The sequence below is a fragment of the Enterococcus sp. DIV1421a genome, assembly GCF_051711025.1.
GTDB classification, from domain to species: domain Bacteria; phylum Bacillota; class Bacilli; order Lactobacillales; family Enterococcaceae; genus Enterococcus_B; species Enterococcus_B hirae.
Genome location: NZ_JBIOLU010000001.1, coordinates 2,533,391 through 2,555,990, shown reverse-complemented (window position 1 = coordinate 2,555,990; position 22,600 = coordinate 2,533,391). Strand labels below are relative to the sequence as shown.

Annotated in this window: 18 protein-coding genes; 15 read left to right on the top strand and 3 right to left on the bottom strand. The window is 39.2% G+C overall.

From position 1 onward, the window contains the following. The first annotated feature begins 35 nt into the window (after positions 1–35). From IGK21_RS11555 to IGK21_RS11545, 3 genes are all read left to right on the top strand, one after another. A complete protein-coding gene (locus IGK21_RS11555; protein ID WP_181915145.1) occupies positions 36–713 on the top strand; it encodes a type 1 glutamine amidotransferase domain-containing protein in 678 nt (225 codons plus the stop codon). Positions 714–1,058: 345 nt separating this feature from the next. Continuing rightward, a complete protein-coding gene (locus tag IGK21_RS11550; protein ID WP_181915144.1) occupies positions 1,059–1,880 on the top strand; it encodes a hypothetical protein in 822 nt (273 codons plus the stop codon). A gap of 166 nt (positions 1,881–2,046) precedes the next feature. Beyond that, on the top strand, positions 2,047–2,868 hold the full coding sequence (locus tag IGK21_RS11545; RefSeq protein WP_181915143.1) for a hypothetical protein: 822 nt from the start codon (positions 2,047–2,049) through the stop codon (positions 2,866–2,868). 121 nt (positions 2,869–2,989) lie between these two features. Here IGK21_RS11545 and IGK21_RS11540 read toward each other — a convergent pair whose 3' ends face one another. Further along, positions 2,990–4,894: an RNase A-like domain-containing protein gene (locus IGK21_RS11540; RefSeq protein WP_252703169.1), complete on the bottom strand. Its 1,905-nt coding sequence runs from the start codon at positions 4,892–4,894 to the stop codon at positions 2,990–2,992. Positions 4,895–5,297: 403 nt separating this feature from the next. Between IGK21_RS11540 and IGK21_RS11535 the strand changes: the two genes are divergently transcribed. From IGK21_RS11535 to IGK21_RS11505, 7 genes are all read left to right on the top strand, one after another. After that, complete coding sequence (locus IGK21_RS11535) at positions 5,298–6,593, top strand: FAD-dependent oxidoreductase (RefSeq protein ID WP_181915142.1); 1,296 nt, start codon at positions 5,298–5,300, stop codon at positions 6,591–6,593. Next, positions 6,583–8,043, top strand: coding sequence for a helix-turn-helix domain-containing protein (locus IGK21_RS11530; RefSeq protein WP_181915141.1), 1,461 nt, complete (start codon positions 6,583–6,585; stop codon positions 8,041–8,043). Before IGK21_RS11535 ends, IGK21_RS11530 begins: the two co-directional genes overlap by 11 nt. A 112-nt stretch (positions 8,044–8,155) precedes the next feature. After that, the gene (gene glpK / locus IGK21_RS11525) at positions 8,156–9,652 is read left to right on the top strand and encodes a glycerol kinase GlpK (protein WP_010720962.1); all 1,497 of its coding nucleotides are present in this window, start codon (positions 8,156–8,158) and stop codon (positions 9,650–9,652) included. A gap of 14 nt (positions 9,653–9,666) precedes the next feature. Further along, positions 9,667–11,490, top strand: a complete 1,824-nt coding sequence (gene glpO, locus IGK21_RS11520; protein ID WP_010737029.1) for a type 1 glycerol-3-phosphate oxidase — start codon at positions 9,667–9,669, stop codon at positions 11,488–11,490. Beyond that, positions 11,491–12,207: an MIP/aquaporin family protein gene (locus tag IGK21_RS11515; protein ID WP_010720960.1), complete on the top strand. Its 717-nt coding sequence runs from the start codon at positions 11,491–11,493 to the stop codon at positions 12,205–12,207. It abuts the gene before it with no gap. Positions 12,208–12,719: 512 nt separating this feature from the next. Continuing rightward, positions 12,720–14,618, top strand: a complete 1,899-nt coding sequence (locus tag IGK21_RS11510) for an endonuclease MutS2 (protein ID WP_181915140.1) — start codon at positions 12,720–12,722, stop codon at positions 14,616–14,618. A gap of 203 nt (positions 14,619–14,821) precedes the next feature. Then, positions 14,822–15,370 (top strand): CDP-alcohol phosphatidyltransferase family protein, encoded by a 549-nt coding sequence (locus tag IGK21_RS11505; protein WP_181915139.1) that lies wholly within the window; start codon positions 14,822–14,824, stop codon positions 15,368–15,370. Positions 15,371–15,511: 141 nt separating this feature from the next. On the opposite strand, the gene IGK21_RS11500 is transcribed toward IGK21_RS11505, so the two are convergent. Then, positions 15,512–15,823, bottom strand: coding sequence for a DsrE family protein (locus IGK21_RS11500; protein ID WP_181915138.1), 312 nt, complete (start codon positions 15,821–15,823; stop codon positions 15,512–15,514). Positions 15,824–15,835: 12 nt separating this feature from the next. After that, a complete protein-coding gene (locus IGK21_RS11495; RefSeq protein WP_181915137.1) occupies positions 15,836–16,096 on the bottom strand; it encodes a metal-sensitive transcriptional regulator in 261 nt (86 codons plus the stop codon). A gap of 170 nt (positions 16,097–16,266) precedes the next feature. Between IGK21_RS11495 and IGK21_RS11490 the strand changes: the two genes are divergently transcribed. From IGK21_RS11490 to IGK21_RS11470, 5 genes are all read left to right on the top strand, one after another. Further along, positions 16,267–16,578 carry a rhodanese-like domain-containing protein gene (locus tag IGK21_RS11490; RefSeq protein ID WP_181915136.1) on the top strand — a complete coding sequence of 104 codons (312 nt, stop codon included), beginning with the start codon at positions 16,267–16,269 and terminating at the stop codon, positions 16,576–16,578. Further along, a complete protein-coding gene (locus tag IGK21_RS11485) occupies positions 16,579–18,234 on the top strand; it encodes an FAD-dependent oxidoreductase (RefSeq protein ID WP_181915135.1) in 1,656 nt (551 codons plus the stop codon). 75 nt (positions 18,235–18,309) lie between these two features. Next, on the top strand, positions 18,310–20,445 hold the full coding sequence (locus tag IGK21_RS11480; RefSeq protein WP_181915134.1) for a HelD family protein: 2,136 nt from the start codon (positions 18,310–18,312) through the stop codon (positions 20,443–20,445). A gap of 293 nt (positions 20,446–20,738) precedes the next feature. Continuing rightward, the gene (locus IGK21_RS11475; RefSeq protein WP_010737037.1) at positions 20,739–21,248 is read left to right on the top strand and encodes a hypothetical protein; all 510 of its coding nucleotides are present in this window, start codon (positions 20,739–20,741) and stop codon (positions 21,246–21,248) included. Continuing rightward, positions 21,248–22,552, top strand: a complete 1,305-nt coding sequence (locus IGK21_RS11470) for a glycosyltransferase family 2 protein (protein WP_181915133.1) — start codon at positions 21,248–21,250, stop codon at positions 22,550–22,552. The genes IGK21_RS11475 and IGK21_RS11470 overlap by 1 nt, the downstream gene beginning before the upstream one ends. Positions 22,553–22,600 lie beyond the last annotated feature (48 nt).

Here is a 22,600-nt window from a genome sequence, read left to right as displayed (position 1 = left end):
GTGAAGATCTATTAGTAAAGAAAGAAGAGAGAACAATGAAAGTATTGATCGTCTTAACGAATGTGGAAAAATATAAAGGAACCGACCGTCCAACAGGTCTGTGGCTGAGTGAGCTGACTCATTTTTACGATGCTTTAGTTAAAAATAATATCTCAGCTGATTTTGTCAGTCCTAAAGGTGGGTATGTTCCTTTGGAGCCGAAGAGTCTGGAAGCGATGGATGAAATCGATTGGAACTATTATCAGGACGAAGATTTCCGTAACCGAGCGTTAGGAAGCACCTTGAGTCCAGCTGAAGTCGACCCAAACGAGTATCGTGCGATTTATTATACCGGTGGACACGGAACCATGTGGGACTTTCCTGAAGCAACGGATCTAGGAAAAATTGCTTCATCGATCTATCAGAATGACGGAATCGTTTCAGCTGTTTGTCATGGTGTAGTCGGATTACTTCCTGTAGTTGACGTTTCTGATCAACCGATTTTAGCGGGAAAAACGGTCACTGGTTTTAGTAACGAAGAAGAAACAGCGAATGGAACAACGGACAAAGTACCTTTTCTAACAGAAGATGCCTTGAAAGAAAAAGGAGCAAACTATCAAGCAGGACCAGCATTTACAGCGGTCGTACATGCAGATGGACAGTTGTTGACCGGACAGAATCCTCAATCTGCGCATCAATTAGGAATCAAAGTCGTTGAATCTTTGAAGAAGTAAGTTGTTAAGGGAAAAAGTTAAGCAAAAAATGAAAATAAACAGTTCCGACGTAGGCCTTCTTATTACAGCATTATAGTAAGTCTGCCAAAAAACAATCCAATTTAACAATAGAAGAAAACTTTATAAAGTAGAGGGTGGAATCTGAAACGTCCTCCAAAATTTAGATTTTTTAGTCTAACTGTTTGGAGTCGCTTCAGATTTTGCCCTCTATTTCTATAAAAAAATAAAAAGAATGGACAACGTAAGTCTAAAAATTGATTTTTTTATGGAGTATGAGAGGTAAAAAACCATGGTAAAATAAAAGCGGATACATAGAAAGTAACTAAGGAAGAAAGGAATGATGAAATGGAGTTGCTAGAAAAAGAAACGTTCTATTATAAGTGTAATTATCATCTGATTGAACCGGTCAATTGTGCTTTTTTTACTGAGGAAAAGGATCGAGGATACGAAAGTCATCGTGAAGCAGTACTTGCCTTTCTCACATATACTAATCGGGTATGGTCGATACGCTTATCAAGATCAATACCAAGGCTAAAAGAAAAAATAGATGAAGTGCCAGAAGTTGAGATTACACTAACCCCAGAAGTCGAGGCAAGAATAGAAGCTGGGGTAGATGCCCAATTAAAAGCAGATATGCAAGCAACGATCAGACATCTTCAAGTAATCGGGCGGAAAGTAAACCTCAAAAAGCTACAAATGGAGTATGAAGAACGCAAACAAGAACGTTACCAAATAATAAAAGAACTTAGAAAAGATCGCGAAGCGCGATTAATCATGTTTCCTCAATTGTATGAACAAACAGCCGAAGTAACGCTCAGTTATATGGGAGAAACCTCGTTTGATACTTATGACGGCTTTCCCATACGGGTCAATCCCAAAATGATGAAAGCTGATAGAATCAGTTCCACAACTTTTTTTGCGAAGGGTGGGGAATACCAAATTGCTTTTTGTAGTTATCTACAGACCCATCGAACAATCGAAGATTTCCAACGAGTCAATCAACTTCTGTTCCCTAATCGAAGTGAGCTAGTCATTTATCAATGGCATACGGATTTTACCAATTTGTATAACGAACCCAGAAGAGATGATGGAGCGTATCTATGGTCAATCTATGACAAAAAAAGAAAACGATTTACAGTGATTGATATTGCCCTAATTATTCCATAAGTGATAAAAAGTGTTTAAGAAAGGAGTTAAGGGAAAAACTTCCTAGCTATTTGGTGTTCAATTCTTTCTCTTTTTATGAAAAAATAGGTTTATGGTAGTTGTCTTACTTCAGTCGGCTTCATGATAAAATAAAGTGAGGCGTAACTAAGTAGAGGAGAGTGGAAAAATGGAATTGCTAGAAAAAGAAACGTTCTATTATAAGTATAACGATCATTTAATTGAACCCGTCCATTGTGCTTTTTTTAAAGAAGACAATAACCAAGGGATTACGAGTCATCAAGAAGCAGTACTGGCCTTTCTCACGTATTTTAATCGGGTATGGTGCATTTGGACACCAAAATTTGTGCCTGGATTAACTCAAAAATTTGCCGAAGTGCCAAAAGTTGAGGTCACACTAACCCCAGAAGTCGAAGCAAGAATAGAAGCTGAGGTAGATGCCCAAATAAAAGGAGATATACAAGGAGAGATCAAATATCTTCAAGCCGTCGGACGAAAAGTAGATCTCAAAAAGCTACAAATTGATCATGAAGAACGCAAACAAGAGCGTTACCAAATGATAAAAGAGCTTAGAAAAGAGCGTGAAGCATTATTGATCAGATTTCCACAACTCTACGAGCGAACTGAAGAAGTAACGCTTACTTATATGGAAGAAACCTCATTTGATACTTATGACGGCTTTCCCATACGGGTCAATCCCGAAATGATGAAAGCTGATGAAATCAGTTCCACCACTTTTTTTGCCAAGGGTGGGGAATACCAAATTGCTTTTTGTAGTTATCTCCAGACCCATCGAACAATCGAAGATTTCCGACGAGTCAATCAACTTCTGTTTCCTGATCGAAGTGAGTTAGTCATTTATCAATGGCATACGGATTTTACCAATTATTATAATGAACCCAGAAGAGATGATGGAGCGTATCTATGGTCGATCTATGACAAAAAAAGGAAACGATTTACAGTGATTGATGTTGCCCTAATTATTCCATAGGTGTTAAAAAGTGTTTAAAAAAGGAGAGTCAAGGGAAGAACTTCCTTGACTCTCTTTTCTTTAAGGGGAAATCAACAAAATCAAGTACATATTTGTAGTTCGATTATTCCATATTACACTATTATTCATAGAGCAAAGTATTTGTTTCTTTTTTATATCTTTTTAGATCCGGAAAAGAAGTGACAATGTAATAATGCCGATTTTTTCGGATTTTTTGATTGGTTTTTTGAATGATCACCTTGGCGTAAGTAATAGAATTATAAGACTTATACGTATTATCGTCTATTTTATAAACTCCTCGCCCAAGAGGCCAAGTTTCAATGGAATCATATTCAATCCGGTTTTTGGATGAATCAAACGAACACTCCCCTAATGGCGCTTTGATCTTTCCATCTAAATAGCGTTGATTCGCGGTATAGATCCCTGCATTGATCGCAATTAGCGCTTGAACAGGATCATAGAAGGTCGAGGCATGAAGCAAAAAAGTACTTCCTTCAAGCCGCTGTTGTAACTCTTTTTCCGTCTTCCCGATATGTCGCATAATCGTGTGGCCTTTTCCGCCTTTTGCAAAAAATTCATCATAGACTAGATCGATGGGCGTATACCAACTAAATTTTTCATCGTCATCTTTATTGTTAGGGTCTTTCTCTTTCAGTTCTTTGATCCGCTCTTTCAGTAGCGCCATACTAGTTGCTGTCCAAGTAGCTCCTAGCGCCCCTTTGATCAAGACGTCCTTGGTCTTACCGTCAATGATATCTCCGGTCTCTTCATCAAGCACGCCACGCCGACCATCAATGGTGAGGGCATCATCATATGGAATAGCATCGGCACTGTAAGAAATCTCAATGGCGTCCCAGTAGTAAGTAGGAACGGCTTGCTTCGTTTCTGCATAAATAAAGTTGCCTGCTTGATCTAACACCACGGCTTGTCCGTATAAGGAAGCAATCATCCCTGATGGATCAAAATCAATCCCATTATTAGTCGGAGCGAGTGCCTCCGTTAAACGATTGGTAATTTGTGCTTTGCGTGTCGTATATTCTTTTGCCATTGCTTGTGCGGTTTCAACTGCTACTGCTGTTGAAGGCACATCAATTGCACCTAATGTATAGGTGGTTGTTTGTTGCACATAGCCAAGTAAGCCATCAAGAGTAGTAATTTGTTCTAAGGCTTGCGTCATAGAGATAGGTAGTTCTTTTGTATATAAAAAGGCTTGTGAGGCACCATTAGCAATATAGAATTTACCAACGATCTCTAAGATTGCTTGATCACTCGCTCTGGAAGGTTCCGCTAGTTCAATACTTTCTAGTACAAAAAATTGGTCGTCTGCATAAGTGTGTTTCGCTACAGATGCATCGCGTCCAAGAATGCAAGCTTGTCCTTGTTCAGACCATAGAAGGTTGTAACTGATGCGCCTACGATACATCGAAGCGTCACTACTTATGGAAAAGCGATAAGCACCATGATCATTTGTGCCGGTGAGGTATTCACGCATTACCGCATGGCTGGTGACGTCCTGCGCATAGCGGGCTTGTAGATTTTGTGAAAAATTATACGTGCTTGTTGTGGAATTCATCCCAGAAAGTGCGAAATCTGTGAGATCTTGTTGCACATTGGAGGTAGAGCCTAATGATTCACGAAGCCCCTTACTGGTTTGAATAAGATCGTTTGTCATGACACCTAAATAGGAACCTAATTGGTAACTGCTATATGCGATACTAGCACCTAGCATGACGGGAATGATGAATGGGGCGGCAGCAGTTTCCAGAAAACTTGCGCCTAAAGTTGCTCCACCAGATAAGGCAGAAGCATATTCTGACAAAGATAAATGGTTAAAGATATTTAAAGGTGAGGCAATTGCTTGTTTTTCCGATGCAAGAGTTGAAGGAATTGGTTGTACCAAGGGAGGCATTTCTTCTTGCAAGACAGCTTGTGGTTCGACCGTGGTTTCTTGAGAATAGACACTCAGTGGGGACGAGAAAAAGGGCAAAAGCAACAACAAGGACATTAGTATAGATCTTTTTTTCATAATTAAACTCCTTTTGATTATTTTTTCACTAACCCAACAAACTTTAATGTTCTCCTTTCTTTGTATTCGCTTACATAAAAGTTGTAAATGAGATAACTAATTAAATCAAAAATCATGTTATTAAAATAACGTTTATTTTTTTGCTTTAAAATAAAAAAGTTTAGAACATTTGACATAATAGTATCTATTTTTTAAAAAAGTGCTAAAAAATAGAAGATTGAATAAAAATCAGTCTATTTTAAATAACTGGGTATATCTATTTTTCAACTGGCTTATTTGTGCCCTTTATTTTTTCACGGCTGTTCTTATGATCGAAGATTTGCTTCGTTTTTGAGTACATTTTTTGAAACATTAACGGTTACATGATACTCTTCAAATAGGCTATTGGAAAAGAGGGAAATGGATGAGGATCGTGATCATTGGTGGTTCTTTTGCGGGGATCTATGCAGCAATTTCTTTGCGAAAAAGTTGTCCTGACAGTGAAATCATACTTTTGGAAAAACAAGACAAGATTGGGTTTATACCGAGTGGACTCAATTTACTGTTAAAAAAGCAACTCACAAGTAAAGAGCAACTTTATTGGTTGACTAAGGAAGAATTGCAAGCGCTATACGCAATTGATGTTCAAGTACGCACGGAAGTCGTTTCACTTGAAATAGCCACGAAGACAGTGTTTATCCAAAATGGGCGTCAGCTTACTTTTGATACGTTAGTGATTGCAACGGGTTCGAGTCAGCAATTCAAAAATGGAAACAAAAGTACGCAGATCCGTTCTGTTAAAGATATCCACTTAAAAGAATCTTTGGAACAAAGTCTTGCGAAGGCACAAAAGATTGCTGTGATTGGTGCGGGACAAGTAGGACTTGAATTAGCAGAAGGGTTATATCATCAGCAAAAAGAAATCCATCTCTATGAAAGTCGACCAACATTGTTGTTCCGTTATTTCGATCCCGAAATGGTTCAACCGTTAACACATGAGTTATTGCAACGGCATATCCAATTGTTTTTGAATGAACAAGTGCAAACGCTCGAAGAAAACGAGCAAGTGGTCGTAGTGACGGATCAAAAAACAGAAAGCTATGATTTAGTTCTGCTAGCGAATCACACGCGTCCAGACCATCATCTCTGGCAAGATCAGTTGAAGCTAAATGAAGATGGTACGATTTGGGTCGATGAGTATTTGCAGACGTCAGCGAAGGATATTTATGCAATCGGTGATGCGATCCAAGTGACGTTCCAACCGACTCAAGAAAAAATGTATGTCTCTTTGGTCAATAATGCACTACGTACGGCACAAGTGGTCAGTCAAACGATTAGTGGCAAACGTACGAAAGATCCGGGAACCTACCGAGCAATTGGAAATCATTGGTTTGGTTATTTTCTAGGAAGTGTCGGGCTAACGGAAGAAGAAAGTATTTTTTATCCGCAGACTGTCCGTAAAACATATTTGCTTGCCCGCTTAGCTGCGACCAATAGTGAAACGGCGAAAATCAAAGTGATGTGCAATGAAAAGGGACAATTACTTGGTGCGCAGTTGCGAAGTCGAGAGGAGATATTCGATTTATTGGATCGATTCACTCTCGCTATTGAGGAAGGCTGGACGTTAGAGAAATTATTCGAACGGGAGTTATTCTTCCAGCCAGAATATCGGTTGCCGCTTCAATTGATAAAGGTGGTTGATACGCTCGATGAAGATTGAACAATTACTAGAGAAAAAAGAGCAGTTGCAAGTGTTGATTCTTAGGGACATGGTGTTGCATGGTGGAACTGTAGGCACGAATCAATTAAGGGAACAAGTCAATCTTTCTAAAACATCATTTGATCAATATATAGCAGAAATCCCAATGATCGGTAGGATGATGGGGAAGAAAGTAGCAATCAAAAGAAATGAATTTCAAGTCACATTAGAGTTGGCTGAAGATGTCAGCTTAGAAAAAATCATTCTATTCTTAGTTCAACAAAGCTTGAAATTCAATCTGCTTATTTATTTATTAGAACATCACCAAGCATCGATCGTTCGTCTAGCGACAGCGTTTAATATCAGTGAATCTTCTGTCTTTCGTAAGATCAAAGAATTGAATCAGTTACTGCAAGAATTTTCTCTACAAATCAAAAATGGCCAACTCTATGGCGAGGAATTGCAAGTTCGTTATTTCTACTATGTGTTATTCCAATTTATCTCTGAATCACAACGTCCCCTTTTTTTACAACAGACGCCTGATAAAGCGCCGCTTATTTTAGGATTGGAGCGAGCCTTAGAAACGACATTCTCTCAAGAGTCAGCTAGTAAAATCGCCTGCTGGCTGGGGATCACTCGAAAACGGCTATTGAGTGAAAAAACGACGTTTGCTACATTGAAAGAAAAGAAAATACTTTACCAAAAGGATCGTTTGTATCAAGCACTTGATCCGGTCATTTCACTTTATTTAAGTCGGACAGCTGCTGAGATCAGTGGCTATGAGCCTTTAATGTTTTACAGTTTTTTTGTCTCGTTTGCGGTGTTATCAGAAGAACATTTTTATCAATATGATTTAACCCGAAGCAAAAAATTACCAACAGCTGTATTAGATACGTACATTAGAGAAACGATGTTGTGGCACTATCGTCCACGAAAGTTGAAGATCAAGGAAGAAAAAGCAGTCGGTTATCAATTAGCTCAAATCGATAATGAGTTTTATTTTTTTCGAGGAGTCATGATGATCTATGAGCCAGAACATCTCTTGCAACAACAGAAAAAGATGTTAGGCCGCTCCCTTAGTCAATTACTCGAACGATTGAAAGAAACAACGCTGACACAACTACCTGCTAAACAAGGTGAAGAAGCTGCTTTAAGTTATCTCATGATTCAGTATGCCAATATTCTTATGATGATCGATTTTTATATTGCGAAATCGGTCACTATCGGAATCGATATTGAAACATTACCGATTTATCGAGTGGCATTTCAACAATTTTTGTTAAGAGAGTTAAAAGGAATCAGTGGGATTGAGATTGAAAATCGACGACCAGGGAAAAAGTATGATTTAGTGATCACATTTAATCAAGAAGATCTTCATCAAAATTATTATTATTTATCAGAGTTTGCTTCAAGCTATGATATCGCAAGGTTAAAGCAAAAAATCGAAGAAGAAAAAAAAGCAAAAAATTAAAAACTGTCAAAAAAACAGAAAATAAATGTTTTTTTGGCAGTTTCTAAAAAATGAATCGGTGTAAGATAAAGATAAATTTAGAAAGCGTTTGCAGATAATGGAGGAGATCAGAATGACAGAATCAACATACATCATGGCGATTGACCAAGGAACGACAAGTTCACGAGCAATTATTTATGACAAAAAAGGTAGACATATCGGTAGTTCACAAAAAGAATTCACGCAATATTTTCCTAAAGAGAGCTGGGTGGAACATGATGCGAATGAAATCTGGAACTCCGTACAGTCGGTCATTGCAGGAGCATTTATTGAATCTGGGATCAAACCGAATCAAATTGCAGGCATCGGGATCACTAACCAACGTGAAACGACGGTGATCTGGGAAAAAGATACTGGACGTCCGATTTATCATGCTGTGGTATGGCAATCTCGTCAATCCGCATCAATTGCTGATAATTTAAAAAAGGAAGGCTACCAAGACTTTTTCCATAAAAAAACAGGTTTAGTGATTGATGCCTATTTTTCTGCTACAAAAATACGTTGGATTCTTGACCATGTAGAGGGAGCGCAAGAACGTGCTGAAAAAGGCGAATTGCTTTTTGGTACGATCGATTCATGGCTGGTATGGAAATTAACAGACGGTCAAGCACATGTGACGGATTATTCCAATGCAAGTCGGACGATGTTGTTTAATATTCACGATCTTGATTGGGATCAGGAAATCCTTGATCTTTTGAACATTCCTCGAGCGATGCTGCCAAAACCGACTTCTAATTCAGAAATTTATGGTTATACACAAGGGTATCATTTCTATGGAAGTGAAGTGCCGATTTCTGGGATGGCTGGTGACCAGCAAGCTGCTTTGTTTGGACAAATGGCTTTTGAACCTGGAATGGTCAAAAATACGTATGGTACAGGATCATTTATCGTCATGAATACTGGGGAAGAACCACAACTATCCAAGAACAATCTATTAACGACGATTGGTTATGGAATCAATGGCAAGGTTTACTATGCACTGGAAGGGAGCATTTTCGTAGCCGGTTCTTCTATCCAATGGTTGCGAGATGGGTTGCAAATGTTACAAAAAGCAAGTGATTCCGAAGAGGCAGCAAAACGTTCCACAAGTGAGGATGAAGTCTATGTCGTGCCAGCATTTGTTGGGTTAGGGGCACCTTATTGGGATCAAGCTGCGAGAGGTTCGATGTTTGGGTTGACACGTGGGACGACCAAAGAAGACATTATCAAAGCAACCTTACAATCGATTGCATACCAAGTAAGAGATATCATTGATACGATGCAAGAAGACACAGGGATCAAAATACCAGTCTTGAAGGTCGATGGTGGCGCAGCGAATAATGAGTATTTGATGCAATTTCAGACAGATATTTTAAATATTCCGATCCAACGAGCAGAAAATCTGGAAACTACGGCATTAGGTGCGGCATTTCTAGCTGGTTTAGCGGTTGGTTTTTGGAAAGATACAGATGAAATCAGAGAATTTTATGAAGCGGGCAAGATGTTTGAAGTAGAGATGCCTGAAGAGCGTAGAGAAAAATTATATGGCGGTTGGAAAAAAGCGGTAGTAGCAACACAAGCATTTGAGTAAAGGGAGGGAATGTCATGTTTTCAAGAGGAACAAGACAAGAAAGTATTGAAAAAATGCAACACGAAAAGTTGGATCTGCTGATTATTGGTGGCGGTATCACAGGGGCTGGTGTGGCGCTTCAAGCTGCTGCATCAGGAATCAAAACGGGGCTAATCGAAATGCAAGACTTTGCAGAAGGTACTTCTTCACGCTCCACAAAATTAGTACACGGAGGGATTCGTTATCTTAAAACTTTTGACGTCGAAGTTGTAGCAGATACTGTAGGCGAACGAGCGGTGGTCCAAGGCATTGCACCGCACATTCCAAAACCTGATCCAATGTTACTACCGATCTATGAAGATGAGGGGGCAACGACGTTTAATATGTTTTCAGTCAAAGTGGCAATGGATCTCTACGATAAATTGGCAAATGTGACTGGAACAAAATATGAAAACTATACGTTGACGCCAGAAGAAGTGTTAGAACGAGAACCATTTTTGAAAAAAGAAGGGTTAAAGGGCGCTGGTGTTTATCTAGATTTTCGGAACAATGATTCACGTTTAGTGATCGATAACATCAAAAAAGCAGCAGAAGATGGCGCTTACCTAGTAAGTAAAATGAAAGCGATTGGCTTTTTATATGAAGGAGATCAAATCGTGGGTGTCAAAGCACGTGATCTGCTAACGGATCAAGTCGTGGAAATCCACGCAAAAATAGTGATCAATACAAGTGGTCCATGGGTCGATAAAATCCGTAACTTGAATTTCAAACGTGCGGTATCACCTAAGATGCGACCAACCAAAGGTGTTCATCTAGTCGTAGATGCTAAAAAACTGCCTGTTCCACAACCAACATATTTTGACACGGGCAAACAAGATGGCCGAATGGTTTTTGCCATTCCACGAGAAAATAAAACGTATTTTGGAACGACAGATACGGACTATCAAGGGGACTATACGGATCCAAAAGTAACGCAAGAAGATGTGGACTATTTATTAGATGTCATCAATCATCGTTACCCAGATGCAAACATCACCCTCGCAGATATCGAATCAAGTTGGGCAGGGTTACGCCCATTATTGATCGGTAATTCTGGTTCTGACTATAACGGTGGTGACAACGGCTCTATTTCAGATAAAAGCTTTAGCAAAGTCGTTGATACGGTTACTGAATATAAAGAAAACAAGGCTTCTCGGTTAGAAGTAGAGGATGTATTGAATCATTTAGAAAACAGCCGTGATGAAAAAGCCCCTTCTTCGATTTCTCGAGGTAGCTCATTAGAACGTGAATCGGATGGTTTGGTGACACTATCAGGTGGGAAGATCACAGACTACCGTAAGATGGCAGAGGGCGCACTAAAATTAATCCGCCAGTTATTGAAAGATGACTACCGGATGTCAGTTAAAGAAATCGATTCGAAACATTATCCCGTTTCCGGAGGAGATTTTGATCCAACGAAACTGGAAGAAACTGTGGAAGAATTGACAAAAATCGGAGTTGAATCTGGTTTAGCAGAAGCTGATGCAAAATACATTGCAGATTTTTATGGAACCAATGCGAAAAAGATTTTTGCTTTGGCAAAAGAAATGACACCGTATGAAGGACTAAGTTTAGCTGAATCTGCTCGTTTACGTTATGGGTTAGAAGAAGAAATGGTATTAGCACCAGGCGACTACTTGATTCGCCGCACGAATCACTTGTTGTTTGAACGTGATCAACTTGATGCAATCAAACAACCGATCATTGATGCCATTGCGTCTTACTTCGCTTGGTCAGCAGAAGAGAAGAAGCGTCAAGAAGCTCATTTAGAAGAATTGATCGCAGAGTCGGATCTACGTGAATTGAAGGGGGAAAAATAGATGAGTGCAGAAATGACGCAGATCATGGGAGAATTTATTGGTACGATGATTTTAGTTTTACTTGGTGATGGGGTATGTGCTGCGGTTAACTTGAACAAGAGTAAAGCCCAAGCTTCTGGTTGGATCGTAATTGCTTTTGGTTGGGGACTAGCCGTTACAATGGCTGTCTATATTTCCGGATTTATGGGACCTGCTCATTTGAATCCAGCCGTATCTTTAGCGATGGCGATGACCGGTGCAATTGGCTGGAACCTAGTGATTCCGTTTATTATTGCGCAAATGTTAGGTGCGATCGTCGGAGCTGTTTTAGTTTGGTTGACGTATTTACCACATTGGAGTGTGACAAAAGACCAAGGCGCAATTTTAGGTACATTTGCGACAGGTCCTGCCATTCGAAATTATCCAGCGAACTTTATCACCGAGTTGATCGGTACTTTCGTTTTAGTACTAGGATTATTAGCGTTTGGACAAAACTCATTTGCCGATGGTACGAATGTCTTTGCTGTCGGAGGTTTGATCTTAGCAATCGGTCTTTCCCTAGGTGGACCAACTGGCTATGCGATCAACCCAGCTCGTGACCTAGGTCCACGTCTGACCCATGCGATTCTACCAATTGCAAACAAAGGAAACTCAGACTGGGGCTATTCATGGATACCAGTAGTAGCGCCAATGGTCGGAGCTGTCGTGGCTGTGGGCATGTATATGTTGATGGTATAAAAAGGCGGTAAAGTGTGTTATTCCTTAATAAATAATATAGAAAACGGTAAAATAGGTCTTCTATTTTACCGTTTTTTAGCACTTGACAAAGAGCAGCGCTTTAAAAAATGGGTTATTGAAGATCGCAAAATCAACGGGGTGCTTTGCTGACAACCAGAAAATTTTTTTAGATTTGTTCATGGGTCTTGATTGAACTAACCAGAGTGAAATAAAGGGCTTTTGTTTTTGATTGACAGTGACAGCTAAACTTGCTATAGTGAATTTGAAAATAAATAAAACCTAGATGAATGAGGTATTTTGATGAGTGTAGCAGGTATCTAACGTAGTAAGTTGAATAGCCAATAGAGCCGTAAGCTTATTTGGCATGCTTATAGATGATACCTGTCATTTCATAACCAACAATTCTATTAATGAGGGATGGGGCGCGTCTTATTTGAGATGTTCCTCATCTTTTTATTTTTCCTAGGTCTTATTTATTTTAGGACAGGTATCTCTTCAAAAAAGGAGAGAATATGAAACAAACAATCGATAAATTACAATTTAATCAAATCAAAGAAGAAGTGAAAAAACGAGCTATTGGACAATATAGCAAAAAACGTATCGAAGAAATGACCCCGCAAACTAATCTACAGACAGTCAAAAATCGCCAAGAAGAAACAAAAGAAGCGCGACAAATCTTAGAAAGTCAGCAACACGTTCCCTTTATGGGATTGACACGGATTGATGCGTTGACTTCACAAGTGAAAAAAGGCTTTTTACTGACACCAACTGAATTGATCGAGTATGCAGACTTTTTAAGAAGTAGTCGAATGATCCGTCGTTTTTTTGAAAAAAATCAATATCAAACACCCTTGTTGCATGTGTATAGTAAGAATATGCCTGATTTGTCGATGGTCGAAGAGTTGATCTATCAACAAATCAAGAACCAAAAAGTGAGTGATGAAGCCTCACGAAATTTACGGAAAGTACGAAAACAATTACAATTAACAGAAAAAGAAATCCAGGATCGTCTTTTAAAGTTTCTAAGACATCCGCATAACAAAGAAATGATCCAAGAAGCAATGATTGTTCAAAAAGGCGATCACTATACGATCCCAATCAAAGCTAGTTATAAAAACAAAGTGCCAGGCACGATTATTGAACAGTCAAATAAAGGGACGACCGTCTTTATTGAACCAACGGCTGTGGAAAAAGCGAGTATGAATTATCAATTGTTAAAAGCAGAAGAAATAGCAGAAGAATATCAAGTTTTAGCTTATTTGACTGGTGCTTTAGCAGAACAAGAACAAGCAATCGATTTGATCATCGAAACGATTACTAGATTAGATATCATTTTCGCCAGAGGGAAGTATAGTCGAGAAATCCATGGTGTGACACCACTGATCAATCAATCAGAATACATCAAGATCAAACAAGGAAGGCATCCGCTGATCCAAGGGAAGGCTGTTCCGTTAGACTTTGAACTTGGTAATGACTATCGAGGATTAGTGATCACTGGAGCAAATGCAGGTGGTAAGACTGTCGTATTAAAGACAGTGGGGTTATTGACGTTGATGGCGATGTTTGGTTTACAGGTTCCGGCGGCCGAAGGAACAGAGCTAGCTGTTTTCGATGAGATTTTTGTGGATATTGGGGATCAGCAAACGATCGAGAATGCGTTAAGTACATTTTCTGGTCATATGCAAAATATTGCCGAGATGTTACGCAAGGTGAGCAGAAATACCCTTGTATTACTTGACGAGATCGGCAGTGGCACAGAACCTAATGAAGGAGCAGCGCTAGCAGTTGCTATCATGGAAGCCATGTATGAACAAGGGGCATTGATCGTTGCAACTACTCATTATGGCGAAATCAAAAAATTTGCGAATGATCATGAAGATTTTATTCCAGCCGCAATGGCATTTGATAAAGAAGCATTGAAACCTAAATACCTTCTTCAAGTGGGGGAAACAGGAGAAAGCCAAGCGCTATGGATCGCTCAAAAAATGAACATGTCGCAAACCTTGATCGAACAAGCCCAATATTATATCCAGCATAAAGCTTATCGGACAACCAAAAAATTGTTTCAGACAACGAAAGTAAACGAGCCTAGGACGAAGACACAAGTGCAACAATTTTCGAAAGGGGATCGAGTATATTCTGCGGTCCACCAACAAGAAGCCTTAGTTTATGAAGATACAGCAGAAGAAACGGTTACGATTTTCTTGGATAAAGAGTTAATCAATGTCCCACGAAAACGTCTCACGTTAAAGATGTCAGCAGAAAAGTTATATCCAGTCGGTTATGAATTAGACCATTTGTTTACAGACTTTCAAACTAGAAAATGGCAAAGAGATCTAGCACGAGGATCGAAAAAAGCGCATAAAAAATTAGCCAAAGAAGCTAAAGAACGACGAGAAAAAAGAGACTAGGGGTTAAATGAAGACATTGTTTTAAAGAGGAATAGCCAATAGCTCTCGTCTTTTTTCGACAGTCGTTCCAGTAGTTTTTATGATCCAAGTATGTGAATAGCTAAATTGGAGTGTTACTCATAACTTTAGACAACGGGAAAAAATTGGCACTTGTACCGATTTAGGTTAAAATGGAACAAAGTTTATTTAGGGAGATGTCATGGATGAAACTGACTTCGAATTGGCGAAAAGAAATAGGAACGATCCCTAATCTTTTATCAATTTTTCGTGTGGTTCTTTTGCCGTTTTATTTTTACTTTGTTTTAGAGCAATCGTTTATGCTTGCCGGTATCTTGATTGCTCTATCAGGAATCACTGACTTTTTAGATGGATTTATTGCTCGTAAGTTCAACCAAATCACGGAATTGGGGAAATTATTAGATCCAGTGGCAGACAAGTTGACGCAACTGGTCTTGATCCTTTCCATGGCTTGGTATCGACCAATGATTTGGTGGATATTCGGTTTATTTCTGATTAAAGAAGGGTTCATGTTTTTTGCTGGTATCATTGGATTGAGAAAAAATGTGAAATTAGATGGGGCAAAATGGTATGGGAAATTAGCAACTGCGGTCATTTACGCAGGCATGGTGCTTTTACTGTTGTTTCCCGAACTTCCTGCGATCTGGGTCAATTGGATCTTTGGATTGATCACTTATAGCTTGCTTCAATCCTTCATTTTGTATATCCGTGAATATCATAAACTATTGAATTAAGAGAGTAATGTCTCAAATACAAATAAAAGAACTCAAACCAAGGAAGTGGTTTGAGTTCTTTTACTTGATGAGGGGATGGATTTCCGCTCATTGTTTTAAATTCTGTAGGAGAACCTTGCTTAACTCTCGAAGCTAGTAGTCTTAAGGTTTGATATAAGCATAGCCTTTTTCTTGTAATTCAATGAGGTCTAAAATACCAGCTGGTACCACGATGACTTTTTCAGGCAAGGATTCTGTACTGATGTGATTGCCACGTAGCGCATTAGCACAAGCGTGGAAGGTAACCCCTAAAGCAAGAAATTCTTCATTTGCTGGATCAAGGTAGCCGTTGATGCCTTCACCGTTGACACTAACCACAATCGTCGTTTCAGGAGCGATTTTCAATAGATTCTTGACGTTATTCATCGTTTCATGCCACTTTCTCGTTTCATCGATATGAAAAACAACTTTCATTTGAGTCTCTCCTTATTTTTTGATGATCAAGTTGATTGCTTGTTTCATTTTTTTGGCTTGCTCTTCTGCGCTGTTTTCTGGATGCTCCAAACAGTCTTTTAAGTTTTCTGCCACGATCATTCCCATGACACGATCAATGCTAGAACGAACGGCACTTAATTGTGTGATAATTGCCATACAGTCTTTCTCTTCTTCAATCATCTTTTGGATGCCGCGAATTTGTCCTTCTGTTCGTTTTAGTCGATTGATGATGTTCTTGTCATTGATTTCCATTTGAAAACCTCCTTTATGCTTCTAGTGAGATGATACCCTATGCAGGTATATTTTGTAAATAATTATGTCGATTTAAAAAAGCTAGAATTTGAATAGTTGACAATTCTCTCTTTTTTGTGTTGAATATACCCCATAAGGTATTTATAAAAATAAAAAAGGTGGAAATAAAGATGTCACTATTTCAAACAGTCAAATCAATCTCAACAGCGGAATTAAAAGAAAAATTGAATGGTTCTATTCAGTTGATCGATGTAAGAACACCAGCAGAATACCGAGGGGGGCATATCAGACAAGCGAAAAATATTCCACTTCAACGTATTCTAAGTTTTAAAGGAAAACAAGAAGCGCCTGTCTATGTCATCTGTCAATCGGGAATGCGGAGCAAACAAGCTACGAAAGAGTTGAAGAAAATGGGGTATGATGTTATCAATGTACGTGGTGGAATGAATCAATGGTTTGAACCAACAGTAGGAGGGAAATAAATGAAAATTGTTATTGTCGGCGGGGTAGCAGGGGGGATGTCTGCTGCTACTAGATTACGTCGTTTAAAAGAAGATGCTGAAATCGTCGTGTTTGAAAAAGGACCGTATGTCTCATTTGCCAATTGCGGGTTACCTTATTATCTCTCTGGGGAGATCAGCGATAGAGAGAATCTTTTGGTACAGACACCAGAATCATTGGCTGCACGTTTTCAATTAGATGTGCGTCCCAATCATGAAGTCACAGCCGTTTATCCAGATGAAAAGAAAGTTGAAGTTTTATCTGACGGGAAAAAATGGCAGGAAAGTTATGATGTGTTGCTTCTTTCCCCAGGGGCAAAACCAGTCAGACCAGCTATTTCAGGATTAGCAGAAGCCAAAAATGTTTATACTGTTAGAAATGTACCGGATATTGATTTGGTAATGACTGCTCTTGAAGAACAACCCAAAAAAGCTGTCGTAGTAGGGGCAGGCTTTATCGGATTGGAAATGGCAGAGAATTTAAAAAAACGTGGACTGGCAGTTTCAATTGTAGAACTGGCACCACATGTCCTGCCTTCTTTAGATGAAGAAATGGCGGTGCATATCCAACATGAACTCATTAAACAAGGCGTCCATGTCCAAACAAAACGTTCTGTCACTGCTTTTGAACATGGTGGCAAGCAGTTACGCTTGGATGATGGCACAACGATCGATTCTGATTTAACGATCCTCTCAGTAGGCGTTCAGCCAGACAGTACATTGGCAAAAATGGCTGGACTTGAAACAGGGCTGCGTGGGGGGATCGTAGTCAATGAACACTACCAAACAAGTGACCCTTCCATCTATGCGGTGGGAGATGCCATCGTTGTCAAACAACAAATTACAGGTGCCGATGCGTTGATTTCTCTTGCTTCTCCTGCTAACCGTCAAGGGCGACAAGCAGCAGATAATATAGCGGGAATCGTTCGTAACAATCGAGGAAGTCTTGGTACGTCAATTGTGCGGGTCTTTGACCTTGCTGCCGCTTCTACTGGATTAACAGAAAGAATGGCCCAGCAAGCCAACTTACCTTTCTCAGTAGTCCATGTTTCTGGGAAAGACCATGCTAGTTACTATCCTGAAGCTACAGATATTTTGTTAAAACTGATCTTTCATCCTAAGACAGGTGAAATCTATGGCGCACAAGGAGTCGGTGCTAAAGGTGTTGATAAACGAATCGATAGTTTAGCCACAGCCATCAAAGGACAACTAACGATTTTTGATTTACCGGAATTAGAATTTACCTATGCGCCACCTTTTGGTTCTGCGAAAGATCCAGTGAATATGTTGGGATATGTGGCCATGAATGTCGCAGAAGGGCTAAGCGAGACGATCCAATGGCATGAATTGCCAGAAGCACTTGCACAAGGAAAAATCTTACTCGATGTTCGTAATGAAGGCGAGTTGCAAAACGGTGCTTTTAAAGATGCGCTGAATATTCCTTTAAATGATTTACGCTGTCGATTGGCGGAATTAGACCATGAGAAAGAATACATTGTCAGCTGTCATAGTGGACTGCGTAGTTACTTAGCAGAACGTATCTTGAAACAAGCAGGCTTTCAAGTCCAAAATCTCGATGGCGCCTTTGCTTTGTATCACGCTGTTCGTCCAGAAGACTTGATTTATCCAGAAAAATAGAGCTTTGCCTTGCATTCTTAGTAAAATGGCGCTAGACTGGTTAGTTCTACTACTTCGAATCAAAGGAGAATGTGTATGGTCAACACACGAAATTTAGAAGAAGCCTATCTAGCGTCAGTTTATCGGCAATTACTAGAAAAGCAGGAAGAGTATCAGCAACTATTACAAGAAACCAGTGCGTACGGACGGGATTCGTTACAAACGATGTCCGAAGATATTCGGATCAATTTTGATAGTTATTTAGACAATCTTGATACGTATTCACTGATTGAGATGAAAAATCGCGAAATCGATCAATTGAATCTCAAGATCCAATCAGCTAATGAGACTTTGAAAAAAATCGAACGGCTATTGATGAGTCCCTATTTTGGGAAGATCGAAATTGATTTTTTAGAGGAAGAAGCACAAGGAAAAAACAGTCACGAAGCTTTTTATATTGGGACGGCTAACTTTACTAATGATGAAGATGAAACCTTGGTTTATGATTGGCGTTCGCCGATTGCTTCTCTTTTCTATAACAATGATTTAGGTCAGTCTTCTTATTTAGTGAATCAAAACCAAATTGAGGTAATGATCCATGAACGACGTCAATTTATCATCAAAAAAGATCAATTGCTCCACTTTTTTGACACCTCGGTAGCAATCCAAGACGATGTCTTACTTGATGCTTTAGAACAAAGTGAGACGTCAGAGATGAAGGCAATCACGGCTACGATCCAATCCGAACAAAATACGATCATCCGAGACACTACAAGCCAAAATATCTTAGTCAATGGCGTGGCAGGCAGTGGGAAAACCTCAACGATCATGCAGCGAATTGCTTATTTGCTTTATCAATACCGAAACCAACTTTCTGCGGATGATTTGCTGATTTTGTCACCGAACCATCAATTTATTGATTATATCGGTAAGGTATTACCTTCGTTAGGTGAAAAAAATCCGTTGAATGTCACGATGCTTCAGTTGGTGGATCAACTTTTTTTAGGGAATGTTGAGTCAGAAAAAGCTTATTTTCATCGGATTACGCAGACGGATGTGGATGACCAGACAGCAGTTCTCAGAAGTCAGGCATTTATGAAGCAGATCGAGCAAGCGACCTCCTTGTTTACTGAACAGGCTGATTTCTTTTTAGCGATCAAAAAGAAGGAAAAAATCGTGATCTCAAAAGAAGTGATCAAAAAAATCTATGATAGCACGCCCGATTACCCGAATCTAAGAGAAAAACTTCAAGCGACTAAAGACCGATTGTTGCGCTACTGGGAAAAGCAATTGCTGAAACAAGCAGGTAGTGATGCCATTAAAGATCAATTATTATCCTTACCAGAAGAGATGCAACAAAAGTATTTCCAACAGTTGATCACCGATGAATCGCCAGAGAAATTAGTCAGTTATGGCAAACAATTGCTTCAAAGAAAATATCGAACAGTAACGAAACAAATCAAACAGATGGCGTGGGTCGATGAACAATTTTTATTTGAGGAGATTTATCAAAGTTATACTGGGAATAAGTATCAGCGAACAACTCCTTGTACATTAGATGAAGCCGTCGCACGTTTGCATGTACGCCATCTGCTGATCGAAAAAATCACCCAAGTCAAAAAGTTCGTGTTGATCGATGAGGTCCAAGATTATACGAGTGCGCAACTTTTGCTCTTGTTAAACGTCTTCCCCAACGCTCGTTTTACACTCGTAGGAGATGAAAATCAGGGGATTTTTAATTCAACGACTTCTTTTGAAGCAATTGAAAGCTATTTTTCAACGGCTGGACGATCTGTGACGAGATATGATTTATTGAATAGTTATCGTTCAAGCGGGGCAATCACGACTCTCTTTACCCAATATTCAGGGGAAAAAGAAAAGATCGCTATTGTTCCCGTTCGTCCTTATGGGGAAGAGCCGGAATTTGTGACTGCAGCGACTTTCGATCAGTGGCTCAGTCAGGTCAATGAACGACAACAGCACACGGGTGAACAATTAACAGTCATTACATTGGAAGAACAGCAAGCCGCAATGATACAACAAAAAGTAGAGCAAAACAACCAGCTGAACATCCAAGTACGCCCATTGAGTCTTTCTAAAGGACTCGAATTTGATCACGTACTGATTTATCTAACAGCTGAACCGAACACACCACGTGAAAGAAGGCAAATGTACACGGCTATATCTCGAGCAACGAAAACTGTCGTTATTTCTTTGGTAACAGATCAATAGAGAAAAAACAAGTTATCTTTAGTGAGACTCGCTAAGATAACTTGTTTTATATTTTTATTATTTTAGTTATTTTAATTTATTAAGAAAACCTTAACGTCAAGATCAAATCTCATACATATTTCAAGAAACAAGCTACTATTAAATAAACAAATTTAAATAAATACAATAAAAGTAAAGTATAAGTAAGGTCTAGTTGGTCATTTTGATGAATTGTTCGTCTAGCTGTCATCATCAAAAAATGTAAAGGTTTTTATAAAAGGGGACTAAATTTATTTTTTAAAGGTGGGAGAAAAATGAATACTCGAATAAAACGTGAAGAAGTAGCAACTCTTTTGATTAAGGATAAGTTTTTTGCCAAAGGAAATCGACGGTTAAAAATCAAGCAATGGATTGTTGCGATTCTAGGATGGTGTGGCGTGATTTTTCCATTTATTTGGGTAACTATTTCGTTTCGGGCTTCAATGAAAGGGAGAGGATTACAATGGCATTCGTTTCCGGAAGAACGAAAAACGTTTTCTTTTTTGTTGCTATTTTTAGCAGTTGCTTTTTTAGGCTTTGTTCTTTTATTCTTATTCATGACTCGTTGGAATAATCGTCGTTACCAAACGATGCTAAGAAGTGAAAAAATGTATGATGAAGAAAAATTAGAAAAGCGTCGAGATATTTTAGAAACGGAATTCAGCATGCGCTTTGGACCTAAGGAAGAGCGTGAAGCGGTTTGCTATTACGTAGTATCAGAAGAGCAAAATCTTGAAAAAGATTTGATCGAAAACCTCTACAAAAACGAGGGGGTCGAACTCTAATGGTCAGAGTCATTCATACAGGTAATGAACTACTGGATTTTGTAGCTACGATCATTTATTTTATCCTTGTTTCTTATCCAATCCTTGGCAGTTTTGCATGGTTTATTGGGGTATTATGCTATTCGTTTTTATTTAAATATAAGCACATTGATTGGGCGGAGATTCCGACAGAGGTCGAACCGTTTATCACGATCATGGTACCGGCCCACAATGAAGAAGTGGTGATTGAAGACACAATCGATTATTTAATGACAAAAATCAATTATGGGAATTATGAAGTGTTAGTGACAGATGATGGTTCAACGGACGAAACCCCAGCAATATTAGCTCGTTTACAAAAAAAATACCCCAAATTACGAGTGATCCGCATTGATAAAAATAAGGGGAAAGCTCACGCATTTGATATTGGGATGGCTTTTGCCAAAGGTCGGTTGATCTTAAGCAATGATGCGGATACGGTACCTGAACCAGATGCTTTGTCAAATTATGTGAATTACTTTATTCGCCCTGGTGGTAGAAATATCTCTGCTGTTACTGCCAATATGGACGTGAAAAATCGTACGTCTTTACTTGGAAAATCCCAGACGGTTGAATTTTCGAGCATCGTAGGGATCATCAAACGAACACAAGCAGGTGTACTTGGCGGTCTTTATGCGTACAGTGGGGCAAATACCATGTATCGAAAAGACGCATTGATCGATGTTGGCGGCTTTCGTCAAGATCGGGCAACAGAAGATATCAGTATTGCGTGGGATCATCAGTTGAATGGCTGGATCTCGGTGTTTGCGCCAACCATCATATTTTTTATGGAAGTTCCAGTAAGTTTGCCGATGCTTTATCGTCAGAGAAAACGTTGGGCAAAAGGGGGGACGGAAGTCTGGTTGACGAATTTTAAAAAAGTCCTCTTCCATCCTTTTGAAAATATCGGCAGGACGTTCATGTTTATTGATCAAACTTTTAGTATTATTTGGTCGTTGTTCTTTTGTATTTCATTTTTCGTTTTTATTATTTTAATGGGCGTTTATCTTTATCAAGGAAATTTTGAACAAATCTATCGGACATTGACGATTAGTTTTCTGTTTGTTTGCTTCGAAATGATCTCAGGCATCATTCAACTGATTGCATCTTTGGTGGTAGACGATCAAGGAAGAAAATTGAAATATATGTTATTTGCCCCATTGTATATGTTGTTATTCTGGATGGTCAATGCGATCACCATCATGACAACCTTTATCCCAGCAATTAAAACGATTTTAGGATACGGAAGCGGCACATGGAAAAGTCCAGAACGAAAAAGTGAATGATGCAACTGAAAAGGACTAGCAAACAAGTGACTGTAGCAGAAGACGAAA